Source organism: Exiguobacterium sp. s64 (assembly GCF_018618035.1).
Taxonomy (GTDB): Bacteria; Bacillota; Bacilli; order Exiguobacteriales; family Exiguobacteriaceae; genus Exiguobacterium; species Exiguobacterium mexicanum_A.
Genome location: NZ_JACSLH010000005.1, coordinates 139,208 through 153,204 on the forward strand (window position 1 = coordinate 139,208; position 13,997 = coordinate 153,204).

16 protein-coding genes are annotated in these 13,997 nt (G+C 53.6%); 5 read left to right on the forward strand and 11 right to left on the reverse strand.

The window, feature by feature from the left end; all coding sequences use genetic code 11:
* Window positions 1-22: 22 nt before the first annotated feature.
* Complete coding sequence (locus KNP64_RS09470; protein WP_214792928.1) at window positions 23-319, reverse strand: hypothetical protein; 297 nt, start codon at window positions 317-319, stop codon at window positions 23-25.
* Complete coding sequence (locus KNP64_RS09475) at window positions 316-2,508, reverse strand: malate synthase G (RefSeq protein ID WP_251126389.1); 2,193 nt, start codon at window positions 2,506-2,508, stop codon at window positions 316-318. Before KNP64_RS09475 ends, KNP64_RS09470 begins: the two co-directional genes overlap by 4 nt.
* A 184-nt stretch (window positions 2,509-2,692) precedes the next feature.
* On the opposite strand from KNP64_RS09475, the gene KNP64_RS09480 reads away from it, so the two are divergent.
* Together KNP64_RS09480 and KNP64_RS09485 are read left to right on the forward strand one after the other, a co-directional pair.
* A complete protein-coding gene (locus KNP64_RS09480; protein WP_029596329.1) occupies window positions 2,693-3,139 on the forward strand; it encodes a MarR family winged helix-turn-helix transcriptional regulator in 447 nt (148 codons plus the stop codon).
* Window positions 3,136-3,771, forward strand: coding sequence for a nitroreductase family protein (locus tag KNP64_RS09485; RefSeq protein ID WP_034780571.1), 636 nt, complete (start codon window positions 3,136-3,138; stop codon window positions 3,769-3,771). The genes KNP64_RS09480 and KNP64_RS09485 overlap by 4 nt, the downstream gene beginning before the upstream one ends.
* A 35-nt stretch (window positions 3,772-3,806) precedes the next feature.
* On the opposite strand, the gene KNP64_RS09490 is transcribed toward KNP64_RS09485, so the two are convergent.
* Genes KNP64_RS09490 through KNP64_RS09505 form a run of 4 tightly spaced genes read right to left on the reverse strand, consistent with a single transcriptional unit; the run spans window position 3,807 to window position 6,773 of the window.
* Window positions 3,807-4,469, reverse strand: a complete 663-nt coding sequence (locus KNP64_RS09490; RefSeq protein WP_138860127.1) for an NAD(P)H-dependent oxidoreductase — start codon at window positions 4,467-4,469, stop codon at window positions 3,807-3,809.
* 17 nt (window positions 4,470-4,486) lie between these two features.
* Window positions 4,487-5,098, reverse strand: coding sequence for a class I SAM-dependent methyltransferase (locus tag KNP64_RS09495; protein ID WP_029596332.1), 612 nt, complete (start codon window positions 5,096-5,098; stop codon window positions 4,487-4,489).
* Window positions 5,095-6,102 carry an ABC transporter permease gene (locus tag KNP64_RS09500; RefSeq protein WP_214764092.1) on the reverse strand — a complete coding sequence of 336 codons (1,008 nt, stop codon included), beginning with the start codon at window positions 6,100-6,102 and terminating at the stop codon, window positions 5,095-5,097. Before KNP64_RS09500 ends, KNP64_RS09495 begins: the two co-directional genes overlap by 4 nt.
* A complete protein-coding gene (locus KNP64_RS09505; protein ID WP_214792922.1) occupies window positions 6,099-6,773 on the reverse strand; it encodes an ABC transporter ATP-binding protein in 675 nt (224 codons plus the stop codon). Before KNP64_RS09505 ends, KNP64_RS09500 begins: the two co-directional genes overlap by 4 nt.
* 112 nt (window positions 6,774-6,885) lie before the next feature.
* Here KNP64_RS09505 and KNP64_RS09510 point away from each other — a divergent pair, with 112 nt between their 5' ends.
* Window positions 6,886-7,758, forward strand: a complete 873-nt coding sequence (locus tag KNP64_RS09510; RefSeq protein ID WP_214764094.1) for an ROK family protein — start codon at window positions 6,886-6,888, stop codon at window positions 7,756-7,758.
* 39 nt (window positions 7,759-7,797) lie between these two features.
* On the opposite strand, the gene KNP64_RS09515 is transcribed toward KNP64_RS09510, so the two are convergent.
* Window positions 7,798-8,292, reverse strand: a complete 495-nt coding sequence (locus KNP64_RS09515) for a hypothetical protein (RefSeq protein ID WP_214764095.1) — start codon at window positions 8,290-8,292, stop codon at window positions 7,798-7,800.
* Complete coding sequence (locus tag KNP64_RS09520; protein ID WP_214764096.1) at window positions 8,289-9,806, reverse strand: sensor domain-containing diguanylate cyclase; 1,518 nt, start codon at window positions 9,804-9,806, stop codon at window positions 8,289-8,291. The genes KNP64_RS09515 and KNP64_RS09520 overlap by 4 nt, the downstream gene beginning before the upstream one ends.
* Window positions 9,807-10,044: 238 nt before the next feature.
* Here KNP64_RS09520 and KNP64_RS09525 point away from each other — a divergent pair, with 238 nt between their 5' ends.
* A complete protein-coding gene (locus KNP64_RS09525; protein ID WP_214718616.1) occupies window positions 10,045-10,479 on the forward strand; it encodes a DUF6188 family protein in 435 nt (144 codons plus the stop codon).
* Between the two features lie 132 nt (window positions 10,480-10,611).
* On the opposite strand, the gene KNP64_RS09530 is transcribed toward KNP64_RS09525, so the two are convergent.
* From KNP64_RS09530 to KNP64_RS09540, 3 genes are read right to left on the reverse strand one after another with little or no spacing between them, the layout of a single operon-like run.
* Window positions 10,612-11,355, reverse strand: a complete 744-nt coding sequence (locus KNP64_RS09530; protein WP_214709661.1) for an AAA family ATPase — start codon at window positions 11,353-11,355, stop codon at window positions 10,612-10,614.
* Complete coding sequence (locus tag KNP64_RS09535; RefSeq protein WP_214792918.1) at window positions 11,346-12,623, reverse strand: HAMP domain-containing sensor histidine kinase; 1,278 nt, start codon at window positions 12,621-12,623, stop codon at window positions 11,346-11,348. The genes KNP64_RS09530 and KNP64_RS09535 overlap by 10 nt, the downstream gene beginning before the upstream one ends.
* On the reverse strand, window positions 12,620-13,270 hold the full coding sequence (locus tag KNP64_RS09540) for a response regulator transcription factor (RefSeq protein WP_214792915.1): 651 nt from the start codon (window positions 13,268-13,270) through the stop codon (window positions 12,620-12,622). The genes KNP64_RS09535 and KNP64_RS09540 overlap by 4 nt, the downstream gene beginning before the upstream one ends.
* Window positions 13,271-13,412: 142 nt before the next feature.
* Here KNP64_RS09540 and KNP64_RS09545 point away from each other — a divergent pair, with 142 nt between their 5' ends.
* Window positions 13,413-13,982: a hypothetical protein gene (locus KNP64_RS09545; protein WP_214792912.1), complete on the forward strand. Its 570-nt coding sequence runs from the start codon at window positions 13,413-13,415 to the stop codon at window positions 13,980-13,982.
* The last annotated feature ends 15 nt before the right edge of the window (window positions 13,983-13,997 follow it).

Here is a 13,997-nt window from a genome sequence, read left to right on the forward strand (position 1 = left end):
TTATATAACAGATAATGCGGGTTTAATCCAAGTATGCACAGCATTCGAGCGCCGCTTTGAATGACGAGTGCTCCATGCCGCAGCAACGACAGACGTTTTTTTCGTCACGATCTTCTGGTTTCCGGAATATGACGACTTCTTCGACCGGCTCTCTCATGATTTGGAGCGATCCGTCGGCCCGGTCGAGCACGAGGCGCATCAAATCGTTCCCATAGACGAACGCCGTGTTAGCGAGCGCCGCTGTCGATTCCCCCGAGACGATCCGACGGACGACCCAACGTTCAATCAACTGTTCGCTTTCGATTTTTTTCGTTGTCATGATGATGCTCCTCCTTTTAAGTTTGGTTCTAATGTCACTTGTTGTAAAAACTGTCGGCGGCGCCGGTGCAAAATGGGTTCCGTATATCCGTTCGGCGACTCGTCGCCTTCGAACACTAACTCTTTCGCCGCTTGATAGGCGATAGAGTGGTCTACATCTGGCGTCATCGGACGATAGTGCGGATCTTCCGCGTTTTGCGCGTCGACGACCTCGGCCATCCGGTAAAGCGTCGCTTCGACTTGTTCACGGCTACAGACTCCATGGTATAGCCAGTTGGCGACATGTTGACTCGAAATACGAAGCGTTGCTCGGTCTTCCATCAACCCGACGTGATGAATATCTGGCACTTTGGAGCAACCGACACCTTGCTCGACCCAACGGACGACATATCCGAGCAACCCTTGCAGGTTGTTCTCGAGCTCCTCGTTCACTTCCTCATCTGTATAGAGACGCGTGGCGAGTGGTACCTCGAGCAGACGCCCTCGCTCAGTTGCTGGATCAAACGAACGATTCACCAACTCACGCTGAACGTCAAACGCATCGACTTGATGGTAATGCAGCGCATGAAGCGTGGCCGCCGTCGGGGACGGCACCCAAGCCGTCGTCGCCCCGGACCGGACGTGATTGCTTTTTTCACGCATCATGTCGCGCATCCGATCGGGCATCGCCCACATCCCTTTCCCGATTTGCCCGCGTTGATGGAATCCTGCGTCAAGCCCGATCTGGACATTCAGACGTTCATAAGCATCGAGCCACTCCGATGTCTTCATCTCGCCTTTCTTGCGCATCGGTCCGAGCGTGAGCGAGGAGTGAATCTCATCACCCGTCCGGTCGAGGAATCCGGTATTGATGAAGACGATGCGTTCCTTCACTTGCTCGATACAGTTCTTCAAATTAAGCGACGTGCGTCGCTCCTCGTCCATCACGCCGACTTTGAGCGTGTGACGCGGTAACTCGAGTACATCTTCAATCGCATCGAACAAGTCGTTCGTGAACGCGACTTCCTTAGATCCATGCATCTTCGGTTTGACGATATAGATGGAGCGTTCGCGGGAATTTCGTCTGGCATCAAGATGGCGGCTCGCGATGAGCGCAGTGAAAATCCCGTCCAAGATCCCTTCCGGTACTTCACGCCCTTCCGCGTCGAGCATCAAGTCTGTCGTCATCAAGTGCCCGACGTTTCGAATAAAGAGGAGCGATCGGCCCGGAAGCGTGACTTCACGCCCGTCTTTCCCGACATACTTCCGGTCAGGGTTCAACTTCCGAGTGAGCGGCCGGCCTCCTTTCGTGAATGTTGCTTCGAGCGTCCCGTCCATCAGGCCGAGCCAGTTCGCGTAAAGGTGGACCTTGTCTTCCGCCCGAACAGCGGCAACCGAGTCTTCACAGTCGACGATGGCAGACAAGGCGGACTCGAGTTCGATGTCAATGAGCCCTGCTCGATCGACCCGTCCGATTGGGTGGTCCCGGTCAAACTGCAACTCGGCGTGAATCCCGTTATGGACGAGCAAGAGCTTATTCGGATCACTCGTTTCCCCGACATAACCGACGAGACAATCGTCTTGAAACGCGATGCGGTTCCCTTCGATGATGGCGTATGGCCTGCCCTCTGACACGAGATAGCCGTTCGCTTCTTCGTGCGAGCCCTCCCGGAGCGGAAATGTATCGTCGAGAAACTGTTTGGCGTAGGCGATGACCGCTTCACCTCGGACTGGATTATAACCACTCGACTTCGTTTTCCCGTCCTCTTCGTCGATGACGTCCGTTCCGTACAAGGCGTCATACAGACTTCCCCAGCGGGCGTTCGCCGCGTTCAATGCATAGCGTGCATTGTCGAGCGGAACGACGAGCTGCGGTCCGGCTTGCCTTGTAATCTCTGAATCGACACCCGTAACGTCGATGTTGAAATCGGGGACGGCTGCTTCGATGTAATCGATGGACCGAAGGAAACGCTCGTAGTCTTCCATGTCAAATGCTTGCTTGTGCTCGCTGTACCATTCCTGTAATAGTCGCTCATACGACTCACGTTCGTGAAGCAGTGACTCATTCCGAGGAATGAACTCATCGAGTAGGCGCCCGACCCCAGGCCAAAATTGTCGGTGTTCCTCTTCGTCAGGCAATATACGAGCCGAGATGAAGTCGAGCAACGTTTCATGTACGTGATAAGTACCTACTTGTTTGTAATGTTCCAAGCCGTCACATCCTTCCATTCAATTGTTATATATCAGTTGACTTTAATATAGACTATTATATAACAGTTTGACAACAGTTTTTTTGAAACTTTTTATTTGCGATCTATTTCAAAACCGATTAGTATACATTGTGTGACCTATCAATGATTGATTCATCAATTAGTTTTTTGAAGGAGGATACCCGATGCGCGACGCCTGTTCGCTCAGCGATGAGATTCTCTACCACGTCATCACCGTACAAAAAGAACTGGCCCAACTGTTCGATACGGAAATGGACGGGCTCAGCTCGACCCGCTTCGATATTTTGAGCAACTTGCATCACGTCGGCCCTTTGCGTCAGCGTGAACTGCAACAACGGGTCGGCGTCGATCATGCCGCCATCACGCGTCATTTGAAACAGCTCGAGACACAGGGCTTGATCACGCGCGAACGCTGCCTCCAAGACAATCGGGTCATCTTTGTCGATTTGACCGATGTCGGTCGGGAGCGGATTGCACATTGGACCGAGCAAAAGAAGTGCTTATCGGACCGTCTTTTTGTAAACATGAAGGTAGAGGAGCAACGACAGTTACTCGAACTTTTAAATACGTTACAAACCAACATTCAACATGAAAGGAAGACCCTTATATGAACACGACAACACAGAAAGACTTTATGGAAATCCTCAAAGGACGCCGCTCGATTCGCGTCTATGATGAGAACGTCAAAATCTCAAAAGAAGAGATGACACAAATCCTGGAGGAAGCAACGACGGCACCGTCATCACTCAACCTGCAACCGTGGCGCTTCGTCGTCATCGATAGCGCAGAAGGTAAAGACACACTCCTTCCGCTCGCAAGCTTCAACAAACGCCAAGTCGAGACGTCATCAGCCGTTATCGCCATCTTTGCCGACTACCAGATGGCCGATTACACACAGGAGATCTTTGATACGGCCGTCGAGCGTGGCCTCATGCCACCAGAAGTCCGCGACCGTCAAGTTGACATGATCAAAGGCATCTTCAAAGACGCACCGAAAGAGTCTGTCAAAGACAGCATCTTGCTCGACTCGGGTCTCGTCGCGATGCAACTCATGCTCGTCGCCCGTGCCCACGGCTACGACACAAACCCGATCGGTGGTTATGACAAAGCGAACATCGCGGAAGCGTTCGGCCTCGAGAAAGAGCGCTACCTTCCGGTCATGCTCCTCTCAATCGGAAAAGCCGCGGAAGACGGTTACCAATCGGTCCGCTTCCCAATCGATCGCATCACCGACTGGAAATAAGCAAAAGCTCAAGCGCCTCGGCGCTTGAGCTTTTTTTATCCGATGTATTTGACGACCTCGTTGAAATCGCGACGTGTCTTCGGCGCGAAATCACGGGCCCGATGTCCGAACGCGACCATGACTGAGAGCGACCAGGCACCTCGTTCCATGACGCCTTCCGAAATCAATAATTCGTCAATCTCCGCTTGATTGAACCCTTCGATCGGACATGAGTCGACGCCGATCTGTGCGGCGGCCGTCATCATGTTGCCGAGCGGGATATACGTCTGGCGTTTGATCCATTCTTGGAACACACGCTCGTCGTCCAACAGTCGATAATCTTGTTCTTGGAACTCACGGACCCGTTTCACCCGAAGGGCGTACTCGTCCTCGGTCCGTCCTTGGACGTCCGTGACGATGTGACGGATGTAGTCCGAGTCGTAGCGCATCGCTTCAGGCGTCCGCGCCAAGATCAACACGAAATGGCTCGCCGTTAACGCCTGTCCTTGGGCACCCCACGCGTGGTCTTTGATCTTCCGGAGCAAGTCTTCGCGACGAACGACGACGAACTGCCAAGGCTCAAAACCGAACGAACTTGGTGACAGGCGGCCTGTCTCCAAGATGAATTCGAAATCTTCCTCATCAATTTTGCGGTCCGCGTCGAACTCTTTCGTCGCTTGACGCCAACGATACGCATCTAAAATATCTTCTTTCTTCACGATGATCCACTCCCCATTTACCAAGATGACTCCATCATATCAAAACGATAAATAAGAAAGCGCTCATGGAGATTCTTTAACGGCAAGCGAACGTCCTGTACGTAGCGGAAAGGCGTCTCGTCATTCAAAAAATGTAAGTACTCATCGGCCGGATAATAGAGGATGAGGTCGACCGGACGCTGTGCGCGCTCGACCGACTCGATGATGTTCGCAACGACCTGCCGGAACACGTTCACCGAGAACGGGTTGAAGAAATAAAAGCGGTTCGCCTCAGCCGGCACCTCAAACTGTTCGGCGTAGCCGCGGACGAGCTGGACACTGCCGCGCGTCCGGTGTTTCTTGGCGTAGTTCATCCAATTCTCAAGTGCCGCTTCGTGGAAGCCGCCATCCATTTCGATGCCAATGGCCCGAACTCGGAACGTATAGGCGAGATAAAACGGGAGGCGCCCTTTCCCCGAGCCGAAGTCGACGACCGTGTCCGTGGCCGCGAGCGGATAGGCGTCACGCAACAAGTCGAGCGCCTCATAAGGAGTCGGTTCATAGCGGTGGTATTCGGCCGAGGCCGGGAACCCTTGTTGCGGTTTCGCCGTCTCGATTTGGAGCAATCGTTCATAGTCTTGTTCAGTCATGAATGTGTCCTTTCTTGGATGGCACGGAAAAACGGATGCCGCTCCATCTCTTGTTTGAACGCCTGTCGTTCTTGCCACATCACATAGCCGACGTAGAGCGGAATGAGCAACTTGAACCAACTCGGTACGAGGAGCATCCCCGTGACGGCAAGCGGGATGAGACGCAGCCATAAGTTCCGATGACGCGGCGTCCGTATATAAAGTAAGATGGCCGTCGTGCGCCGGGCGGTCCCAAACCGATTCGGTCTAGGTCGATAGAGCGGACGCTTGCGCCGGCTCGGCTTCTCGATGGCGCCCGACGTCGATAATAATGCCCGGTCAAAGGCGGTACGCAACGCCTCACTACGTTCGAGTTCTTGGCTAAGATATGGGTGGCGTGACAGCCACCCTTCTCCGACATACATCGCAAATGCAACAAGACCACTGCCGAGTACGGCCGACCATAAAGGTGAGTCGATGAGGAGCGCATACATACAAACGAACGTCACACACGTGACCGTAACTCGTAACATCCAATGGCTGTGCCGGACCGTCAACTGATAACGGATCCACGTATGAATCCCGGTCAAAAACAGGAGGCTGATTCCGAATGCGAATATAGAGGCAACGGACCAACCGTCAAGCCAAAGCACGGGCATGAACGCCGACAAAACAAAGAGGAGCATTGCACCGAGTTTGAGGGCTTGATAGAGCAACGAATCGTGCTTCAATTTATCAATTAAAGAACGTTTGGCCACCAGCGTCACGTCCGCCCGTTCGACCCAGACGAAAAACGGATTTCTAAGGAGGACGATTCCAATTCCAAGCGCCCAAACGAACATCGGCACCTGACTCACCCACTCGATTTCGCCTTGCCAAAGCAATCGGTATTGATACCCGAGAAAGATGGTGAACGGAATGACGCCGTATAGAACGACTGTCCAATCCAAGATGAGCCGCCACGTCTCCCACTGTTTGGTCACATGGGTGCGGACACGTCTAACGAACAGCTGATGTTCATTCATCGCATGACCACATCTTCCATCATATCGAACAGCGACTCGCCTCCGGTTTGCAGGCTGAGACGCAACTCTTCTTTTGTCCCGCCCGCGAGCATGCGTCCGTCATCGATCCAGACGAAGCGGTCGCATAACCGCTCTGCCGTATCGAGGACGTGGGTGACGAGAAGCACCCCGGTACCTTGACGACGTTCCGCTTCAAGTAAACGAAGCAACTGGATCGTCGTCGTCGCATCGAGTCCAACGAACGGTTCGTCGACAAGGAGAAACTTCGCTTCTTGGATGAGCGCCAAGAGGATCATCGCTTTTTGCTTCATCCCTTTTGAGAACGAGGCGATATAGTCGTGGCGAACCGTCTCGAGCCGAAACAACCGGATCAGTTCTTCCGTCCGCTCACGATTATCAACGTCCATCAATTCCAACACGAGAGCGATATGTTCCTCGAGCGTCAAATAATCATAGTACACCGGTTGCTCGGGGATATAGGCGTAGCGGTCAATTTGCACCGTTCCACGCATCCACGGGATCGTTCCGGTGAGACAGGCGAGCGTCGTACTCTTCCCGGCCCCGTTCGATCCAATCATCCCGACGATTTCGCCCGGGCGGACCTCGAACCGGATGGCCTCGATGACCGCCTCACCGCGTTCATACCCGGCTTGTTCAATGTGAACGTTCATGAGAGAGAACCTCCCGATTTACGAATATGTTTTTTACTATGTTTATCATAACACGCAAAAAAAATGTGTCATAATATCCCTTGTCATCCTCCACATAAAGGAGTAGAACAGCATGCAACATTATTTAGCCATCGATATCGGTGGAACCAGTATCAAATACGGAGTCGTCCGATCCGATGGCACCCTACTGTCAAACAAACACGTCCCAACCCCTGCGACGTGGGACGGCTTGCTCGAACAAGTCGATGTGATCTTTAACGAAACGACCGCCGAAGCCCGCTTCGACGGTATCGGCTTCAGTGCGCCCGGCGCCGTCGATTCGACGACCGGCGTGATTCATGGAATCAGTGCACTTCCCTACATTCATGATCGTCCTTTCTTACAGGCGTTCAAAGAGCGGTACGACTTGCCTGTCACTGTCTTGAACGATGCCAACGCGGCAGCGCTCGCAGAAGGATGGACCGGTGCCGCGGCGTCGGTGACGAGCTACGCGATGGTCGTCATCGGGACGGGCGTTGGCGGAGCATTCGTCGACCATGATCAGGTGATGATCGGATCCCACTTCCATGGCGGTAAGTTCGGATATTGGATTCTCGACCCGTCTCTTCCCCACCCAGATGGGACATGGAGTAAAATCGGTGCCACGGCCGCTCTTGTCCATCGATGCAGTGAGCAACTCGGACGTCCCCTTACCGGAAAAGATGTGTTCGCGCTTCAAAGCGACCCAATCATCCAGGCGGAACTAGAGCGCTTCTGTCGCTGGAACGCGATTGGCATCTACAACCTCCAATTCGGGCTCGACCCGGAGCGTATTTTAATCGGTGGCGGCATCAGTCGTCGCCCGGAAGTTCGGGACGGCATCAAGCGACACTTGGACGCGCTTTGCGACGCGTTCGGAACGTTCCGCATCGACGTCGAGACGTGTGCCCACTTCAACGAGGCCAACTTGATCGGTGCCGCACGATTTCACATGTTGGCGCAGTGAAAAAAGGGGTTCCGCCACGAGTCTGTGATGGAAACCCTTTTATTGTGCCAGGCGGTCTTCATGAATGTGATGGTACACCTCGTCTCGAATCGCTGCGAGCGTACGCTCATGAACGATCATGTGTGCCCGAATCGTTCGGTTGACGTGTTCATTAACCTTGCCGGCCTCCAAGTGTCGATCCAACACGGGAAGGCTGAAATCGTCAATCGGCAAATAGGCGATAGGAATCACGGCGGACCCTGATTTCACCGAGACTTGCACGCCGTTCACTTCTGGAAAGAAATACGACTCATAATACGGTTCGACGGCCAGCTCTTCTTTCATCGCATCCCGCACTTCGGGAATCGTTGTCGGCAAGGCGATGAAATACACCATTTGGTCGAACGAGAATGAGACGTCTTTCAACGAGATGTCCAGTGCCTCTGCGTGTCGGTTGGCCACACTACCCGTCACAAACCGATAACTTGGACGGCTCGTAAACAAGATGGTCGCGATAAAGGCGACGGTCATGATCATGACACTGAATTCAGTCATAGCGGTACCCCTTCCCAGCGGCAGACTTGGTTTTTCCCTCGTGATTTGGCCGCATACAACGCTTGATCGGCGCACTCAATCAACTGTTCGCGTGACTGTTCGTGAAGCGTGTGCTTCGAAGCGACACCGAAGCTCAGCGTTAACTGACCACCTGGTTGTCGCTCCCCGTACATGAAGTTGGTGCCGAGCACGGCCGCACGAATCGTCTCCGCGACGTGGGACGCCTCGACTTCGTCGAACTGCGGCAAGAGAACGACAAACTCTTCGCCACCGAACCGATACGCCATCTGTTCATCCGGCACGCTTCGTCGAATGACACTCGCGAGCCGCGTGAGTAACTCGTTTCCAGCCAAGTGACCGTTTGTGTCGTTGAAATGCTTGAAATGGTCAATATCCATCACAATCAGTGACAGCTCGTCCGTTTCGCACTCCCGGAACAAGACATCCAAATCTTGTTCGAACGAACGATGGTTTTTGAGACGCGTCAACCCGTCACGAAGCGCCAACGTCTCGATGCGCTGGTACAACATCGTCTGATGGAGCGCAAGCGAGGCTTGTTCCGCAATCGGTCGGACACTGTCAATCTTTTGAGGGGTGATTGGTTTTTTATTGACGACATTGTCGATGACGAGAAGTCCGTATGGAATTCCTTGATGATGGAGCGGGAAAATTGTGCACTCGTCCATCTGTAAGTCGGTATGTAACATGCGCAGCACCGGATCGTCGGTGATGCTCGCATACACGTGGAGCGGCCGTCCCGAGTCGAGCGTCTGTTTGAACAGGTGGTCTCCATGAAACGGGATCGTCATTTTCCGAATCCGTTCATTCAACTGCTCATCGTGTGACGAGTCCGTCTCTTTCTCATCAATCAGTCCTTGGAGATCATAATGTTGTCGGGTGATTTCTTCCCAAATGTGAAACCCGTCTTCCGGATTCATCGGCCCCGTGCCCATGACTCCGTAAATGCTATCTTTTTCCAAATCAGCGAAAAAGATGATCGATCGGTTAAAGCCGAGTCCGTGCCCTGCCGTCACCGATGTCAAAATCGTTTGCAGCAATCGGTCCGGGTCGAGCGTGTCTTGCATCGTAAAACTGACTTCCCGGAACACGTTCAATTGACGGGAACTCGCCGTCAGCATCCGCAACCGGCCTGATCGTTCTCGCTTCAACTGGTTGATGTAACCAAAGAGCAGCGCGGCTCCTAGGCCAAAAAAGACATAACTGAGCAACAGCGGAAGGGATAATGTCCCGGATTGACTGTATACTAAAAGCCAGCTGACCATGATTGCAACAGTCATGCCTTTCCAGTGAAAACAGACGAGCCCTGTCATAATCAATAACAGCACTGACCAATGTAAATCATAAAAATCGAACAACACCCCGTGCCAAATCACGACAAGGCTGCTCGTCCCGGCGAGCAGCCAGCGATTCAAGGCGGGGGTCGTCATCAACCGAAGGACGTTGAGGACGATGGTGATTAGGATGATGCCGCCAATCAATAGACCATAAACCATGGTTACCCCTCGTTTCATCGAGTCATCTATACTTTTGATTATAAATCGAATCATCGAACGCGGGACCGGATTTGTCCAATCACTGACCAAACTTTTAACTTACTTGAAGTATTTTCCATAAGTTGTCGAACTCGCTTGTTTCTTCTCATATGAGTGATTTCACATAATCCTTTCATTTACTTTAGCGATGTAACGTGGAATGATGGAATTAACTAACCCATTTAAGCGAGGTGGAAGCGTGACCCGTACCGAACATCTTGAAGCAACACGGATTTTACAGCATTTGTTTAACGCGTCTTCCTTCGTCGGAATCGACTTCGGTTCCGGCCCCAATCATCATCTACTCTACTTCAGCCGAGACGGCAACGAGTCGTGGCTCTCGATTGAAGGACCTTGGTACGTCCATTCATCGGGACCGTCGTTCAACGAAGATGAACAACTCCATCACCTCGTCGAACTCCGACGTGAACGCGTCCGTTCCATCCTGTTATCTGAAGACAATCCCCATCTTGAACTGACATTTGAATCTGGAGCCGTCCTGTTCGTGAACGGCTATCACGAACAGTATGAAAGTTGGCAGGCCGGAGACGCCCGTCCGCTCGGAGGCGAACACTTCTTACTCGTCGCCATGCCTCAAGGGGACTTGGCCGTCTTTGCAGAGGAAGACGTCTGATGGCAGCCTGGACGGAGATTCTCACGTATATGTTGATTGCCGGTGGTGTCAGTCTCGCCATCATCGTCTTGCGCAAAGTCACGAAGTCATAAGAAAAGAGCGGCCGCGTCCGCTCTTTTCTTATTTCACCGTCTAATCCTCGAACAGGATGCGTTGCATCCGTTCCGGTGCCGCTAGAAAGTCGCGCATGACACGAACGTGCTCGAGTTCATCGAACGTCGTCGGACGGAGTCCCGTCTCGACTTGGAGGATGTCGGCGTCCGGATACGACATGAGGATTGGTGAATGGGTCGCGATGATGAATTGACTGCCCGATTGCACGAGTTCATGCATGCGTGCGAGCATCGTCAATTGCCGCATCGGCGACAAGGCGGCCTCGGGCTCATCTAAAATATACAGTCCGCCGTCTCGGAATCGATGGAGCATGAGCGACAAAAACGCCTCCCCGTGCGACTGCTCATGGAGCGATCGACCGCCGTAGGACGCATAAAACCGTTCCGGGTCGGGCGACGTTCGCGCGATCTCATCCACATAGCTCGACAGTTGATATGCCGTCTCGGCCCGGAGGAAAAATCCGTCTTTCGGCCGGTACGCGCCCCGAATCGGACGAAGCGCTTCGAACAGCGGGCTATGTGTCGACTCGGTCTCAAAACGGAACGTCGTCGCGCCGCCTTCCGGATTGAATCCAGCGGCGATGGCCATCCCTTCGACCAACGTCGATTTTCCACTCCCATTCTCACCAACCAAGAACGTGACCGGTTTCGTCAGCGTCAATTCATCAAATCCATCAAAAATCGGTAGCGAGAACGGGTAACCTGGCTTTTCAATCCGATCTCGCTCTAAGCGGACACCCCGCAAAAATAAGTTTAGTCCCATTCGATCCAAAACAACGCCCCCTTTCCCTCTCTCGATTCGACTCCGTAAACGAGCCCTTGAGCCTCGAGCAACAGCTTGTTGATGGCCAGACCAAGTCCGTGACCGTTCGAACGGTCCCCTTTCACATACATATCCCAGATGTTGGCGCGCATCGTCTCGGCAATGCCCGGCCCTTCGTCTTCGATTTCAAGCCGTCGCTCGGAGAGCCTGATCGTGATCACACCTCCTAGTGGACTGGCGTGATACGCGTTCTGAAGAAAGTTCGACAGCACACGCTCCATCGCCAATCGGTCCGCCTGGACGACCGCGTCCTCGACGAGTTCAAGTGTGACCGTCACTTGCTTGTGACGGAACCATTCCTCCATCCGCGCGACCGTCGCTTCAATCAATTCATTCATGTGGACGGACTCAATCGTGAGCGCCAGCTTGCCTGCCGATAGCTTCGAGTATTCGAGCATCTGGGTGACGAGCCGGTCGATGCGATCGACTTCTTCGGTCATGCTACGTCCCGTCGCGGCCACGTCTTCTTGTTTAACGACACCGAGTTCGAGCATTTCTGCCTCGTTTCGGACGATGGCGAGCGGGGTGCGGACGTCGTGCGTGATTCCGGAGATGAACGTGTTTTGCAGTCGCTCTTTCTCTTCGAGCGACGTGTTCATTTGACGGACCGCTTCCGTCAAATCCCCAATCTCGTCGTCGGTGACCGGTGGCAACGTGAGATCATGCCGACCCGACATGATGGACGCGGTCGCCTGCTTCAGCTCGATGAGCGGGGACGTCAAACGCCGACCCATCCAATACGTGACACCGACGGCGACGAGGAGTGCGAGCAAAAAACCGCTGCCAAGAATGACATAAATTTGGCGAAACTGAGGGTTCGACAGCGGGACAGGTGCATACGTCACGATTTGTACATCCCCTTCTTCCCGAAGGAACGTCAATAGCCGCATCCCGTTCACGCTGACTTCGTCTCGTTCGGACAATCCGTCCGGGTCAAGCATCGGCGTCATATGTCGACGCATCCTGCCCCCACGATCCAGATTGACCGCTTCCCCGTCTTGAAACACGAGAACATCGAGTTGACCCGGTATGCCGCGTCCATCCACAAGCGCCTCATACACGATGTCCGCTTCACGCTCGAGTTGGTCATAGCTCTCCGTCTCCGCGAAACGCCCAATCAGGAGTGATGTCAGACCAAATGTGAGCACCGCCATGACGACGAGAGGGAGAATCGCGGTCCAGAGCAACTTCTTCATCAACCGGCTCATCGGACTTCCTCCAATCGATAACCGACGCGATGCACCGTCTTCAAGTACCGCTTCATCGTCGGCAATTTGTCACGCAACTGTTTGACGTGCGTGTCGACCGTGCGCGTGTCCCCGGCGAACGTATAATCCCACACCTCGTCAAGTAGGCGGTTGCGATCGAGCGCTTCTCCGCTATGTTTCAAGAAGAAGAGGAGCAACTCGTATTCTTTATTGGTCATCCGAATCGCTTGGCCGTGATCGGTCACCGTACGGGATCGTGCGTCCACCATCATGTCGCCGAACGAGATCTCGTCCGTCTGTTTGACGAGACGTTTCAGGCGAATTTCGAGTTCCTTTAACACGATCGGTTTGACCAAATAATCGTCGGCCCCGAGCTCGAGGCCGAACACACGGTCATCCGCCTCTCCCCGTGCCGTCGCCAAGATGATGGCCGGCCGCGGCTTGAGCGTCTTCAGTTTTGGAATGAGCATCCATCCTTCCCCGTCCGGCAGACGAACGTCGAGCAGGACCGCATCGAACGGTTGCTCGAGCTGCCGCTTCGCTTCGGCGAGTGTGCCGACCACACTGACATGAAACCCCGCGTACGTTAAAAAGCGGGCAAGCCCGTCCGCTAATTTCGGTTCATCTTCGACTACGAGTACGTTCATCTTTATCGCCTCCAACCCCATTATATCGCATCGCGAAACGAACCCATCATTTCCCAAAGACAATTTGCAGAAACCTTGCAACTCCCTCACAACTTTTGAACGTCCACGTCCTACACTTGAAGTAGTAAAGGAGGAGATTAATATGAAAACATCTAAATTAGCCATCGCCCTGGCCGGCCTACTTGCCGTCTCAGGAACCGGCGTCTATGCCGCCACGAACGATACGACAACAACCGACGGAACGGAAACGACGACCCAATGCGAACGCGGAGAACGCGGCGAGCGGGGCATGTTCGGTGACCGGGCAGCCGGGCAGGCCGCTTTGCTCGAGGCGCTCGGTTTGACCGAAGCCGAAGTGGAAGCAGCGCGAGAAGAAGGACAATCGCTTCCTGAACTCGCGGAAGAAACAGGAATCACCATCGAACAGTTCATCGAGGCGATCATCACTTCTCATGAAGCGAAACTTGAGGCAGCCATCGAATCCGGTGACTTGACGCAAGATGAGGCCGACGCGATTCTTGCCGACCACGAAGAACGTTTTGCTGACATCACGAGTTACGACGACTTAGGCGACATGCGCGGCTTTGGCGGTGGACGTCACGGAGGTGGGCATGGCCCACATCACGATGGTCAATTCGGTGGACCGAACCAAGATGAGGACACACCTGCGACTGATAATAACGTAGACAATCAGAGTACCAATTCACTGTAAGCAAAAAGGCAACCG

What these genes read in the sequence shown, in the direction of transcription:
- KNP64_RS09485 (WP_034780571.1), top strand. Translation starts at nt 3,136, where the DNA reads ATGAACACGACAACACAGAAAGACTTTATGGAAATCCTCAAAGGACGC.
- KNP64_RS09535 (WP_214792918.1), bottom strand. Translation starts at nt 12,623, where the DNA reads ATGAGCCGGTTGATGAAGAAGTTGCTCTGGACCGCGATTCTCCCTCTC.
- KNP64_RS09545 (WP_214792912.1), top strand. Translation starts at nt 13,413, where the DNA reads ATGAAAACATCTAAATTAGCCATCGCCCTGGCCGGCCTACTTGCCGTC.
- KNP64_RS09470 (WP_214792928.1), bottom strand. Translation starts at nt 319, where the DNA reads ATGACAACGAAAAAAATCGAAAGCGAACAGTTGATTGAACGTTGGGTC.
- KNP64_RS09530 (WP_214709661.1), bottom strand. Translation starts at nt 11,355, where the DNA reads ATGGGACTAAACTTATTTTTGCGGGGTGTCCGCTTAGAGCGAGATCGG.
- KNP64_RS09510 (WP_214764094.1), top strand. Translation starts at nt 6,886, where the DNA reads ATGCAACATTATTTAGCCATCGATATCGGTGGAACCAGTATCAAATAC.
- KNP64_RS09540 (WP_214792915.1), bottom strand. Translation starts at nt 13,270, where the DNA reads ATGAACGTACTCGTAGTCGAAGATGAACCGAAATTAGCGGACGGGCTT.
- KNP64_RS09520 (WP_214764096.1), bottom strand. Translation starts at nt 9,806, where the DNA reads ATGGTTTATGGTCTATTGATTGGCGGCATCATCCTAATCACCATCGTC.
- KNP64_RS09480 (WP_029596329.1), top strand. Translation starts at nt 2,693, where the DNA reads ATGCGCGACGCCTGTTCGCTCAGCGATGAGATTCTCTACCACGTCATC.
- KNP64_RS09515 (WP_214764095.1), bottom strand. Translation starts at nt 8,292, where the DNA reads ATGACTGAATTCAGTGTCATGATCATGACCGTCGCCTTTATCGCGACC.
- KNP64_RS09500 (WP_214764092.1), bottom strand. Translation starts at nt 6,102, where the DNA reads ATGAATGAACATCAGCTGTTCGTTAGACGTGTCCGCACCCATGTGACC.
- KNP64_RS09505 (WP_214792922.1), bottom strand. Translation starts at nt 6,773, where the DNA reads ATGAACGTTCACATTGAACAAGCCGGGTATGAACGCGGTGAGGCGGTC.
- KNP64_RS09495 (WP_029596332.1), bottom strand. Translation starts at nt 5,098, where the DNA reads ATGACTGAACAAGACTATGAACGATTGCTCCAAATCGAGACGGCGAAA.